Source organism: Paenibacillus sp. FSL R7-0340 (assembly GCF_038002205.1).
Lineage (GTDB): Bacteria > Bacillota > Bacilli > Paenibacillales > Paenibacillaceae > Paenibacillus > Paenibacillus polymyxa_B.
Window position 1 is genome coordinate 3,172,798 of sequence record NZ_JBBOBY010000001.1, and the last position, 13,483, is coordinate 3,186,280.

Below are 13,483 nucleotides of genomic sequence, written 5' to 3' on the forward strand. Positions count from 1 at the left end.
TGAACAATGGAAAATAAAAATTGGTGGAAAGAAATCGTTGTATACCAGATATATCCACGGAGCTTTCAAGATAGTAATGGTGATGGAATCGGCGATTTGAAAGGAATTGTTTCCCGTCTGGACTATTTGCAGCAACTCGGTGTCGGTGCGATTTGGCTATCACCAGTTTGTAAATCCCCTCAGGATGATTTCGGTTATGATATTTCGGACTATCGGGATATTGATCCGATGTTCGGGTCTTTGGATGATATGGGGATGTTAATTCATGAAGCTGGGAAACGTGACATTCGAATCATAATGGATTTGGTGTTGAACCATACTTCCGATGAGCACCCATGGTTTCAAGAAGCAAAAAAAAGTAAAGAAAATCCGTACCATGACTATTATGTCTGGAGAGATGGCGTTGAAGGAATGCCACCAAACGACTTGGGTTCCATCTTTGGTGGTTCAGCTTGGGAATGGGTACCCGAGATAGGACAATATTATTTACATCTTTTTTCTGTAAAACAGCCGGATCTCAACTGGGAAAACCCAAAAGTCCGACAAGAGATTTACGAAATGATCAATTGGTGGATAAGCAAGGGTGTAGGCGGTTTTCGGCTTGACGTAATTGACTTAATCGGAAAAGAGCCAGATTTGAAAATTACCAGCAACGGGCCGAATCTGCATAAGTATATCAGGGAACTCAGCAAGGAGACGTTTCAAAAAGCAGGAGACCTGCTGACGGTTGGAGAAACATGGGGCGCTACGCCAGAGATCGCCAAATTGTATAGCAACCCGGACGGCAGTGAGTTTTCAATGGTATTTCAATTTGAACATATTAGTTTGGACGAACAAGAGGGGAAAGGGAAGTGGGATCTTAAGCCTCTAGATTTTCAAGAATTAAAAAAAGTGTTATCTAAATGGCAGACAGAGCTGAAGGGGGATGCCTGGAACAGTTTGTTTTGGAATAATCACGACTTACCCCGAATCGTTTCTCGTTGGGGAGATGACGGAGAATACAGGATAGAATCGGCTAAAATGTTGGCAACCCTTCTTCATGGCATGCGAGGCACACCATACATTTATCAGGGGGAAGAATTAGGAATGACGAATGTTCAATATCCAATTGAAGACTATCGGGATATTGAGTTACTAAATTTCTACAAAGATAGAATTGAGAAAGGATACCCTGAAGATAAAGTTATGGAGTCAGTCTTTGCAAAGGGGCGTGATAACGCTCGAACACCAATGCAGTGGGACGCTTCCGACAACGCTGGTTTTACATTAGGGAACCCTTGGATTAAAGTAAACCCGAATTATAAGGATATCCATGCACAAGAAAGTTTAAATAACCCTGAATCCATATTCCATTATTATCGGAAACTAATCCGATTAAGGAAAGATCATGAAGTGATCATATATGGGGATTATGAGCTGATGTATCCCGAGAATAAAGATTTGTTCGCATACACTCGAACGCTGAAAGGAACCAAACTACTTGTAGTATGTAATTTTCAAAAATACACAACCCATCTCCCACTTCAGAAAGAGCTGGCAGAGACTAAACAGCTGCTAATATCCAATTATCCAAATAACATGTCTGATATAGAAATGCGTCCTTATGAAGCGAGGATGTACCTTATCGATACACTCAATAAATGAAAATGAATATCGTACAAAAGTGTATGATCAATAAATTTCTAATCTTAACTGGTTGAAAAATATTTATGAATTGAATTTAGAATAAGGGAAAAAGGATCAAGCAATATGAAAAGGGCATGGTGGAAAGAAGCTGTGGCTTATCAAATTTTTTATGGACTCCAATGGGGATGGCATTGGTGATATAAAGAGGATGATTCCTTTCATAGTCGAGGTATGAAAGGAATCATGGATTTGTTGATCAATCACACAAGCGACGAACACCCGTGGTTTATCGAATCAAGATCTCTTCGCTAGATTTGATTACTTACAGAATAAAGCTGAGACAAGTGACCTAAAGCCATATATCCAGCGCAATGTTATGGCCAAAATGGATTTAAATGTAGTTAAAGAAAGCCAAGAAACCATTGCCAATCGTATGGATGGGAAAATTCTCAGAGAAGACGATTTTGAATCGTTTAGGCTATTTGTAGCCCATGATTACAAAGAGAATAAACGTATTTTCATTTTCCATCAATTTAACCGTGAACGAGATACAGCCATTGTTTCCCTCATTTTAGGATCAGGACTTAGGCTATCTGAGGTTGCAGGCATTAACATCGAGGATCTGGATATGAATAAAGCTTTAGTTCGTGTTGTACGCAAAGGCAATAAAGAACAGTACGTGTATTTCAGCAAGCAAGCTTTACTGGATTTAGAAAATTATCTGCAGATCAGAGAATTAAGATATATTCCAGAAAAAAATGAAAGCTTCTTGTTTATTGCAGCTCCCATTGGTCGTAAAGAAAGAAGCAGACGCTTAACGCAGAGATCCATTGAGAAACTCATCGAAAAATATGCTACAGCTTTTGGGAAGCCTTCTTTAACCGTACATTCTCTAAGGCATTCTTTTGCAACACGTTATCACCTGGAGAATAATGATGTACCTAGATTAAAAAATCAATTAGGGCATTCATCCATTCAAACAACAATGATTTATACTCATTTAACTGATGAAGAGATGAAGAATGCAGTGAATAATATGGATAAGTAATGTAAACCTCGAAAGAAATCAAAAGTAGTTTTATAACTACTTGTAATGATATTTTACTGAAACAAGAGAATGAACATGAAAATGTGACAACAAGTTTACCCCTCAGAAGGAAAATGACAACAAGTTTATCCCTTTCAAAGAAAATGGTATCAGAAATATGATATTCAAAAATGCTTTAGGCTTATTCCAACAGAAGTCATATAAGAAATGGGGTAAACTTGTTGTCACTGAACTTCAACGGACAAGATATCTGTCGGATGATAAAAACATTATCTCATTAATTGCTGCGGAAATCGCGGCTTTTTTATTTTATGAGATAAAGTTCTTGTCAAAACCAAATGACAAGAACTTTATCTCATCACCGATTTTGACAAGAATATTATCCCATTTCCAACAAACCAATTCGGGTTATTGTACCATTTCACGATAGGAGCACCCCTTGAGTCACGGGCTTGATCGTTCACAGCCGAAAGTGGAAGATCTATAATCTTAGGATCATCATCGGAAGTATTGAGAAGCACATAGACGAATTGAAGACTTTATACATTTTTACAATAAGATACGTGCCTGTTATCTTCTGTCGCAATTTCTATTTTAGCGGCTTTTTTATGTTATCGGTACAAGTTCTTGTCCCGAGCCAAGGACAAGAACATGTTCCGATTGCCGATTTGATGATGATCTAAACAGATAACTTACAGTCCACTATTCACCACAACACACAAACTGATGTTCATTCGAAGGTCATGTTTGATTTTCGTGTGTAAAACTGGGTGGAGAGTTGGCTATTTCTGATGAGACGAGCGAATACAGGTGGGTTCCAAAGGAAAATGTTCAATTCAGTAAGCCCATTAATATACGGGTGAAACCTTCTTCCAAGATGAGCCACTATACAATCCAACGTTTGCTTTCTTCAGGCACAACAGGCTTGGTTTCATCTGAACGGGCAGGATAGAGCAATAGCGACAAGACCTATCCCAGTAGTTCTTTGGCTCCGTTCATCATTAAGGGCATAGCCTGTTTAACAAATGATTCCGCACTTATTGGGCACCCCTCATTGTTCCAAACGTAAGCAGCCCCATACATCCCCCAACTTAACATGATAGAAGCTGTATTTATTAAGAAGTGCGCGTTTGGACTCGATGGCATCTTGTCTTTGTCTATAAAGGAAAGAAGTATCGTTTGAATTTTTTCCTTTATTTGAATTTCGAATACAAGTCCAAGCGATGTATACCTTCTTTTGCACATCGTGCTTAGACCCTTGTGAAAATCGCACACACCCAGAAAAATACTCTGAATTGTTTCTTCATTTAGAACTTCGTGACCGTTTATTCTACGATTTATGATTGTCATAAATGATTCCATTAGTTTGGCCTCAAGAATTTCGAATTTATCTACAAAGTGCGCATAAAAAGTCGCTCTGTTAACAGTAGCCCGCTCTGCAATATCCCTAACGGTTATCGATTCAAAGTCTTTTTCTTGAATTAATGAAGCAAAAGCGTCTTGAAGGAGTCGCCGTGTACGTATCACACGAGGATCAGCTTCATTCTTTTTAATGGTCATCGTTAAGATCTCCCCTAATAAAACGACATTATAGAAATGGTGTTGTCTATACAACGGTTTATGGTTATTGATGATTGCGTACCATTCGGTTGGTATTATAACATATAAATACAACAAGTGTTGTTCAAACTACTAATGTTGTATTGAAACAAAATGCAGAATGCTGCTTTTCCAAAAGGAGGAGAGAACCATGTCGGTTTCACAACCGTCACTAACGATGGAGCACCAACTTTTTTTTGATGTTATTGGAGAACGCCGGTCAGTTCGTAGCTATGATCCCGAGATCAAGATTTCGCGGGAGGAATTGACCGAAATATTGCGGCAAGCCACGCTCGCTCCTTCAGCCGCTAACCTGCAGCCGTGGCGTTTTCTAGTTATCGACTCGCCGGAGCTGAAGCAGAAGCTGCTTCCGATCGCATTCACTCAACAGCAAGTGGTCGAGGCTTCGGCTGTCATTGCGCTACTCGGAGATTTGGAGTGTTATAAATCGGCCGAGAAAATCTACGGAATGGCGGTCGATGCGGGTTACATGCCTGCAGAGACGGCTAAATCGTTCGTGGAACGCTATACCGGGATGTATTCGAGCATGCCGCCCGAGGCCATCCGCGAAAAAGTTTATACCGACGGCGGGCTAGTATCGATGCAACTCATGCTTGTCGCCCGCGCTAAAGGCTACGACACGGTATCGATGGGCGGCTACAACAAACAAAAGTTCATGGAAGCGTTCCGGATATCAGAACGCTACGTTCCGATTATGCTGATCGCCATCGGCAAGGCGGCGAAGCCCGGTCATCCGACGGTGAGGCTGGCAGTTGATGATGTAGCTTTCTTTAACGAAATGCCTAGAGAATAACAAAATGAAAAAGACTTGGCGCCCGCATAATCAACGGCCAGCAGAGACTTGAGGGATACCATCGTTAATTTCAATTCTTGTTTTGCTCGATTGCTCGGGACGGTAGTACAAAAAGATACCAGCTTGAAGCGCTCGCAAAGATTGAACAGCAGATGCTAATGTTGTAATCGTTCCTTTCGAATAACAACGAAGTTATTGGTGGTATTCAGCTTACAATTAATTATTCCGAGGTTTTCGAGATTAGGTACAACATGAGGTTAAATTGAGGGTGTTCGTGTAGACAGGATTATTATGGCAAAGGAATTGGAGAGTCCCCATTTTGTTATACTATTAATGAGGCTAAAACAATGGGTTACGAAATAATCTAACTGACAACCATACACACCGTAAAGATGCTACAGATTCAATAAACGACTTGGATTTGTTGCTAGTCAAGATAGTATGAAATTCACTCAGTAATTAGTCCATACAACTAACGCGAAACGTTAGTTGTACAACAGTATGGAGCAGTTTTGCCAGTTGGCAGCTGCTCCATTTTTATTAAGCTAACCAGGTTAGCGCAGCCGGCCAAACGATCGGCTGATCTTTTCATTACGCTTATGGGCAGGTTAGTGGAATTAATGTAAAGAAGGGAACACTTCATAACCGTGGCCTAGAATTGCCGAACCCCATTAGGTAGCGTTTGCGTAAAAGCGAAAGGATAAAGTTCTGAGATACATTCAATACTACTTCGGATAAACTTGATTCTTTTCAAATAAATTCCTAACCTGATCGGCCATAAATTGTGTGGAATGCGGCATTTGATGACGTACCCACCACTCCACAATGCCAATAAAAGCAGAGGCCATGAATTGGGCTTTTAACTCATTGTCGATAACGGGCTTATTGTCAGTACTTTCCATTTTATTCATAAGATTGACTGAGATGAAATTCAGCAATCGGTCCCGGAATAGAAAGGCTCTTTGATTGGAAAACATAGCAGAGAAAAACTGGAAATTGTCACGCAAATAATCAAAAACCGGTTTGGGCTCTTGTACCATTCCTTGGCTAAGCGGATTGGCCTCCCGTTTCTTGCACAACGAAATCAATTCGTTGATGTGATCTTCAATGCATTTATCCAAAAGGTCGTATTTGTCACTGTAATGCAGATAAACGGTGCCGCGGTTAACATTGGCACGCTCCGCTATCTCGTTAATAGTGATTTGTTCAAAATCTTTTTCCGAAAAAAGCTCCAGAAACGACTTCGTTATGGACTGCTTGGTTCGGAGAATGCGTCGGTCGGTTTTAACAGCGTTTTCCATTCCTTTCGTTACCTCCTTCAGTTAATCAACAATTCTTAGGGTGTTGTTGTATATAAAACAAATACGCATCCATTAACCATTGAGTAATCGGGGCTTCTGTCTATAATATTAATCAACGACCGTTAAATATTCAACACACGTCACCAAGAAAAATTTTGGGTAAAGGAGCATTTAACAATGGAAAATATACGAGATAAAGTGGTGATTATAACTGGAGCCTCCAGCGGAATAGGGGAAGCTACAGCGAAGTTGTTGGCACAAAATGGCGCAAAGGTGGTATTGGCAGCCAGAAGAGAGGAACGTCTGCATGCGATTGCTAATGAAATTAAACAGGGTGGCGGCGAGGCCGTTTCTGTAAAAGCAGACGTCGTTTCTGCCGAAGATATGCAGAATTTGGCCAAGTTTACCTTAAGTGTGTATGGCCGAATTGATGTATTGGTGAACAATGCAGGGGTCATGCCGAGTTCCAGGCTGAATGAATTAAGAGTAGAAGAGTGGGATCAAATGATCGATGTGAACATCAAAGGCGTTTTATACGGTATCGCAGCGGTATTGCCTACCATGCGGGAGCAGCAGTCCGGTCATATCATTAACCTATCCTCTACAGCCGGTTATCATGTGTCCCCTACAAATGCCGTATACGCGGCCACCAAGTTCGCAGTTAGAGCCATCTCGGAAGGGCTGCGCTTGGAAGAGTCTTCGACTTCGCGTATTAGATCTACCTTGATTGCTCCTGGTCTGACGAAGACCGAACTTTTTGACAGCATTACCAGCCCGGAAGTGCAGACGATCGCCAATCAAATAAGCGGCATAGGGATTTCTCCTTACAGTATTGCTAGAGCCATCGCGTTTGCCATTAATGAACCTGATGACACCCTAATCAGTGAAATTATGGTTAGGCCGACCGCGTTGCCTTGAACATTTCCAAACAAGATGATAGGGAATTTTCCTTATGGCTGAAAATCAAAATACTGGTCATCCACCATCTAAGGCTATTATCCAACTGTAAGCTGATAACGGAAAGATGAATTTACTTTATATATAACAAGAGCTATCATGTTAATTGTTTTTTGAACTAACTGGGAACGTTAGTTCAATGAAACAGCGACAGTCTAGGACTTTATTTAGGTAATTATCTAAATAGTATCATGATGGAGTTCATGTGGCCAGATAAAAGCATAAGAATATAAGAATTCGCTTGAATAACGATTTTTTGTATCAGGAACTAGGTTTTTCTAGAAAGGAAAGCGCTGATTTTCTGCTGCTAAGGCAGATGGCCCGGAGTCATTGTTTATTTGGTTCATGAAGAGCCAAACTAGGAATAGCCTGATTTATTTAATCAGGCTAAGGTGTATTTTAGCTAAAAATCATGGATAAAAAAATGTTTATTTCTTTAAGGCTTTCCAAATAGTCCAACGATCTTTCTCCACGATGGGGCTTTTCGTTTCTACAAGCTGTTCTCGAATATAGGTAATCAACATGTCAAGGTCCGTTTTGCATGAATTGAGCGATATATGTATGTGTACAAAATCAAGGAGCTGAATCAAGTCGGGCGGGCCAATCGAAATTTCCGCTAATAATTAAATTATCTTTTGCATAATTTTATCCTAGTTGTTAAAAATGAGTAAGGATAATATTCATGAATGCTCAGTGACTAGATATAAATGATCAAGATTCATTCTTCTGTAGAGTAGCTGTCGAGGGACAAGAACATATACCCATTAAAGTAGCTATTTTAGCGGCTTTTTTATTTTATCGGTAAAAGTTCGTGTCCTGAGCCAAGGACAAGAACATAGTCCGATTACCGTTTAGATGGATAACTAAGTGGTGGAGTGGTGGATCTCTTTTTAGTGACTAAAACGCTGAAGGCTGGATTTTACTCAAGAGACCAGATTCAATGTTCTGCAGTTATTCCAACTGGAACTGTGATCCCATTCGAAATGGATAAAACAAGCCCGTCAATAAGCCCTAAGCAAAGTAATGGAGGGGAGGGTGCATGTGCATTTTTATCAGGGGGGAACACATCGTTGACATCGTACTTTGTGCTGATCCCGTCATTGTTGAGAGACAAGAACATAGTCCAATTACCGATTAGGCATATAACTAGTCAATCTGTTCCTTGCTGTAGTGATAACTATTCGAACAGGATTGGTTGAGTAATTTTTATATGAATACCCTATAAGATCTGAGTAAATAGTATAAAGCAATAGAAATGACTAGCTCTAAAGATGCTAGTCGTTTCTTATTTTATTTATTTTTTTTCAGGTAATATCTTCAGTCAGGATATTCTCGAGAGTACACTACTTATTTTTATGGTTTGAGGATTATCTACCATATCAAATTTACTCATCTAGGACTTAATTTAATCAGCTTTATCTTTTTTTTATTTGGTTTTCTGATCGGACATGTATTAAATAAGAATTCCCAAGATTTCTACTTGAAAAGTTCGATTTTTGAAAAAGAAAAGTATCTTCCATTATTCATTGTTTTCTAAAATTCTTTGTTAAATATATTCTGAATCTCATGTTTTTCTGCCATCGAATCTTCTTCCACACCGTTTATTTTTCTGTAAATGGGCTGACAGCTTATTGTCTCATTACTAATTCTTTTCCACTGGTCGTATCGTTTTAGAAGTCGGTGTGGGGGCAGTCGTTGATTCACCAATTAAGATAGGGGAAATCAATCGTACGAACTCGTACGGTCGGTCTGCATGTTCCATACGCCAGAGTAACTGCTCGAAGGAACGAGCACCGATCCGGTCCGCCTTTACTTCGGCTGTCGTCAGTCGAGATAGAGGTAGCGTGGAATCAGTGCGTTTACCCATCATATCAAACCCGGTAACCGACAGATCTGTTGGAACGCGAAGACCGACCGATTCAAGATAACGGATGATCTGCAACGCCACCAGGTCGTTTGCGCAAACAAATGCCGTTGGGAGTGGGTTCATAGCATCAAGTTGTCTGGAAAATTCTTGAATAGAATAATAATTTGTCTGACTAGGTTCCAAAATACAATAATTTTTATTAATGAGTAAATCCGCATCTACCATGGCATGCCTGTAACCAAGATAACGTTCCATAAAAGATCGGCTTATCGAGATGTCACCGATAAATCCAATCTCTTTATGTCCCAGTTCAATCAGATGACATGTAAGGTTTCGGGCAGCCTGTTCGTTCTCAGAAAGCACGGAATCGAACAAAACCCTACTCGTGTCCGAGTCGTAATAGCCGTCAATTAAGACTACTGGAATGCCACTCGCTGTAACGACTTCAGTGTATCGCTTGCTTGTAATGCCTGCCAGAATGATACCATCTGCAGAATGACTGGCGATCGTATCGGGTAGGCGACCTTCGTGTAAGTCCTCGTCAGTACCAAATGTGAGAACGAGTTGGTAGTTGTTCTGGCGAGCAGATTCTTCGACACCGCGAAGTACCTCGCTCCAAAACTCCTCTTGGAAGATATTTATACTTGATTTAATGAGGAATGCAACTGTTTTGGTAGATCCTACCTCAGGTTCGCTACCTTGAAAATTATTATCAGCATCTATCGGGATTGATTTCCTGCGGATATGTCGGTAGCCGAGACTTTCGGCTGTCTCAAGCACGAGTTTTCGCGTTCTTTCAGGGATACTCGGATGATTGTTTAACGCCTTAGACACGGTTGCTCGAGAAAGATTAAGCTGTTTAGCAATATCGGACGTCGTATATTTATTCTTCATGGGTCTACTCCAAACCTCAAGGTTTTAGTTTTATGATATCGATCTACATGACAGTATAGCATATTCAGAACATTTAGCTAACAACAGGTTTTACAAAATGGGTTTTGTAATTGCCAATAATCTCATTTAAGTAAATCTGCTTGCCTCAACTTCTTATTTTGATGATTTCGACAAATATTTTGACATTTATATTTACAAAATAGCATTTTTGTAAGTTTACATATTCTTTGTGTAGCGTTACAATAATCTTGTTGTAAGCGTATTAATACAACTGATAAAGAATGGGTAGCAAAAATAATAAAAGAAAAGATGGAGGTTTTTAATTTGAAAATGGAATGTGATTCTAAGTATCTTATTTTTCCAGCAAGCCATCATGCTCAAAAAAAGCGTGTAGAATTTTATATTAATGGGATTATGGAATATGATCTTGAGGTTCAGTTGGATTTCGTCAATCCTGATTATGAATTTTATTTAAATGTTGAACGATTTAATGGCCATCAATTGGAAATAACTTGTGTTCCGGAAGTTAACTTGCAACTAAAGATGTCGGATAGAGGAGTCCCTGATCAAGAGGCTTACATCGATAAATACCGCCCGGGGTTCCATTTTACCGCCAAAAGAGGGTGGCTTAACGATGCAAATGGTTTGGTTTACTACGACAATCAATATCTAATGTTTTATCAACACAATCCTGTTGGGAACATATGGGGGAATATGCACTGGGGACATGCAGTGAGTAGTGACCTGGTTCATTGGAATGAAAAAGATATTGCTTTATATCCTGATCCTACAGGAACGATGTTTTCAGGATCAGCAATCGTAGACACGAATAATGTTACTGGACTCCAAGAGAATGAAAATGAAGTGATTTTGATATTTTATACAGCAGCTGGAAACACTTCTGAAACTTCTAAGGGTCAGCCCTTTACTCAATGCCTTGCGTACAGTACAGATCGAGGCGTTAGTTTCAAAAAATATAATAAAAATCCTTTGGTGCAACAAATTGTGCCTGGCAATAGAGATCCGAAAATCATTTATTATGAACAAAGTAACATTTATATCATGTCTCTTTACCTCGATAATCATCAGTTTGCATTACTCTCTTCAAAAAATCTGTTAGATTGGAAGCAAATTCAGATCATTACGCTATCTAATGAAGCCGAATGCCCTGACTTTTACCCGCTTGCGGTAGATAACGATGAACAAAAAATCAAATGGGTACTCATCGGGGCATCAGATATTTATGTTATAGGCAGCTTTGATGGGAACACTTTCAAACCTGAAACGGAGTTGAAGAGACTAAAGTACAGCAATAGTGGCTATGCTTCACAATCCTGGTCCAATATCAACCGAGAAGATGGAAGAAGGATCAGGATCGCTCATAGTTCTAGTACAATCCCTTCGGTACCCTTTGGCGGCTGTATGTACTTCCCTTGTGAAATGAAACTAAAATCCTTTCAAGATGATGTCTTTTTATGTGCCTATCCGGTTCGCGAAATTGAAGAGTTGTATATGCGTATCGATAAAGTTGAAAATATTCAGCTTGTTTCAGGTTCAGCATATACAGAGAAGTTAACAGGCAAGCTCTATGATATTGCCCTGAATCTTTCACCGGCGAGCGATGCAAATTTTAGTTTATCGATCTTTGGACTCAGCATGACGTACGATGGAAGCAAACAGGAATTAAAATGCTTGGAAAGCTTCGCCCCCGTGGAATCTTACGACGGTGGCATTGAAATACGAATTCTTATTGACACAATCATAACTGAAATCTATATTAATGGTGGTAAAGTATATATGTGTATGAACCATATTCAGGATTACAATATGAACAGACTCGAGCTAAGGTCTCTGGAAGGAAGTTTAGTAGTAAACGAATTAAAAATAGTAGAACTACAAAACATCTGGAACCATGAAGCGTCAACATTATAAAATTCTTTTTATTGTATAGTAATAAGAGTTTTGTGCGGATAAAAAACACTTCTACTAATTTATTTATTGAAAAAATGGTCATATATTCTCTTAAAACCGTTGAACTTTATATCAAGGAGCAACGGTTTTTTGTATGCCCAAGTTTCGACCTATGCAGCCAAAAAGGAAATCCAAGTTACATTAGTCATAAAAAGAAGAATTGGGAGGCAGATGTTTAAATATAGGTTGCACCTCGACCAAATCATTGGTTAAATCTGCTGAAATATGTCATCATGTCAAGCATTCATTTTTATTTGGTATTAATAATGAAGAAGATTATCTGTCATAAATGAGATAGTACATACACTAGAAAGGCTTATTAAATAAATTCCCTAACGGACATGTACCAAAGTACATACGTTCATTTAGAATTCAATATATAATGTTAAGACAAGAGCTGAGAGGAAAAATAGGTGATCCCATGAGAAATTCGCATGAACAGTCTACATTTCTAAATTCAGGAATAGCCACGGAAGATGATAAAATTGCTTCTACACGCATTCCTGTCATTGTCTGGGTGATAATTGTAACAGTTGTTACTATCGTGTGGCAGACTATGTCCGCGCCTTCATTACTGTTAAGTATCATTTTTTCCCTCTTAATGGTGCTCCATATTTTTTTGTATTGGCGTGTAAATCAAATCACAAGAAACTCCAGAATGTTATATGTAGTCATTCAAGGAGTACTGATTTTTGGTAGCGCGGTATTAGTACCTGATGGTTATCCAGCTGTCTTGATTGGCCTAATTCCTGTATTAATTGGGCAAACAATCGCCATCTTTTATGAAACAGCTAAAGTGGTTCTGGTGGCTCTTATTCTATATCTCTGTTTTGTTCTCAATATACAAATCCCATTTATTACAATGATGGGGCTGGCGGCAGCGATAAGTGTGTTTGTTGCTGTTCTGATTGCTGTAATTTTTGTTCCCGCTGTACTAGCAATAGCAGGAGAACGAATCAGCCCTGCTCGTGAGAACAAGTGGCTTCGCAAATGGTCAGGAGCAAGGAAAAAACATGGATCAGAAAATCGCTGGGGTCAAGTTGTAACACGTAAACCTTGGTTAACCTCGATCCTGTGCATTGTCATTCTATCCGTTTGTACCTTACCGTTCCTGCATATGCAGCTCGGTCTACCAGATAATGGTCTAAAATCAACAGAAACGACAGAGCGCCGTGGTTATGACCTGCTTGCCTAAGGATTTGGCGAAGGATTTAATGGACCATTAATTATTGTCGCCAAAGCAGCTAATAGCACAGATCCTCAGTCTGAAATTGCGAAAGCTACTGCATTTATTAAAGATATTCCAGATGTAGCCAGTGTAAGTCCAATCATTCCAAATCCATCTGGCCAAGCTGCCATTATCACCGATTGCCTGAAACAGGGCCACATGATATTCGAACTACAGA

At 39.6% G+C, this 13,483-nt stretch carries 8 protein-coding genes and 2 pseudogenes; 7 read left to right on the forward strand and 3 right to left on the reverse strand.

What is annotated here, in order from left to right; translation table 11 throughout:
• Positions 1-6 precede the first annotated feature (6 nt).
• The 3 genes and pseudogenes from MKX59_RS14340 to xerS all read left to right on the forward strand — a co-directional run.
• Entirely contained in the window at positions 7-1,644 is a 1,638-nt protein-coding gene (locus tag MKX59_RS14340; RefSeq protein WP_076265008.1) for a glycoside hydrolase family 13 protein, read from the forward strand.
• Positions 1,645-1,749: 105 nt separating this feature from the next.
• Positions 1,750-1,929 (forward strand): annotated as a pseudogene (locus MKX59_RS14345) (alpha-amylase family glycosyl hydrolase); the annotation flags it as partial.
• 7 nt (positions 1,930-1,936) lie between these two features.
• Positions 1,937-2,674 (forward strand): annotated as a pseudogene (gene xerS, locus MKX59_RS14350) (tyrosine recombinase XerS); the annotation flags it as partial.
• A gap of 969 nt (positions 2,675-3,643) precedes the next feature.
• Here the strand turns inward: xerS and MKX59_RS14355 are convergent.
• Positions 3,644-4,234, reverse strand: coding sequence for a TetR/AcrR family transcriptional regulator (locus MKX59_RS14355; RefSeq protein WP_023988795.1), 591 nt, complete (start codon positions 4,232-4,234; stop codon positions 3,644-3,646).
• A gap of 190 nt (positions 4,235-4,424) precedes the next feature.
• Between MKX59_RS14355 and MKX59_RS14360 the strand changes: the two genes are divergently transcribed.
• Positions 4,425-5,087, forward strand: coding sequence for a nitroreductase family protein (locus MKX59_RS14360; RefSeq protein ID WP_023988794.1), 663 nt, complete (start codon positions 4,425-4,427; stop codon positions 5,085-5,087).
• 725 nt (positions 5,088-5,812) lie between these two features.
• Here MKX59_RS14360 and MKX59_RS14365 read toward each other — a convergent pair.
• The gene (locus MKX59_RS14365) at positions 5,813-6,388 is read right to left on the reverse strand and encodes a TetR/AcrR family transcriptional regulator (protein WP_068939620.1); all 576 of its coding nucleotides are present in this window, start codon (positions 6,386-6,388) and stop codon (positions 5,813-5,815) included.
• A gap of 177 nt (positions 6,389-6,565) precedes the next feature.
• Between MKX59_RS14365 and MKX59_RS14370 the strand changes: the two genes are divergently transcribed.
• Positions 6,566-7,306, forward strand: a complete 741-nt coding sequence (locus tag MKX59_RS14370) for an SDR family oxidoreductase (RefSeq protein ID WP_028541588.1) — start codon at positions 6,566-6,568, stop codon at positions 7,304-7,306.
• A 1,681-nt stretch (positions 7,307-8,987) separates the two neighbouring features.
• Here MKX59_RS14370 and MKX59_RS14375 read toward each other — a convergent pair.
• Positions 8,988-10,106 carry a LacI family DNA-binding transcriptional regulator gene (locus MKX59_RS14375; RefSeq protein ID WP_076265009.1) on the reverse strand — a complete coding sequence of 373 codons (1,119 nt, stop codon included), beginning with the start codon at positions 10,104-10,106 and terminating at the stop codon, positions 8,988-8,990.
• A gap of 330 nt (positions 10,107-10,436) precedes the next feature.
• On the opposite strand from MKX59_RS14375, the gene MKX59_RS14380 reads away from it, so the two are divergent.
• Positions 10,437-12,038 (forward strand): glycoside hydrolase family 32 protein, encoded by a 1,602-nt coding sequence (locus tag MKX59_RS14380; protein WP_256704480.1) that lies wholly within the window; start codon positions 10,437-10,439, stop codon positions 12,036-12,038.
• A 421-nt stretch (positions 12,039-12,459) separates the two neighbouring features.
• Positions 12,460-13,272 (forward strand): MMPL family transporter, encoded by an 813-nt coding sequence (locus MKX59_RS14385; RefSeq protein ID WP_081391178.1) that lies wholly within the window; start codon positions 12,460-12,462, stop codon positions 13,270-13,272.
• The last annotated feature ends 211 nt before the right edge of the window (positions 13,273-13,483 follow it).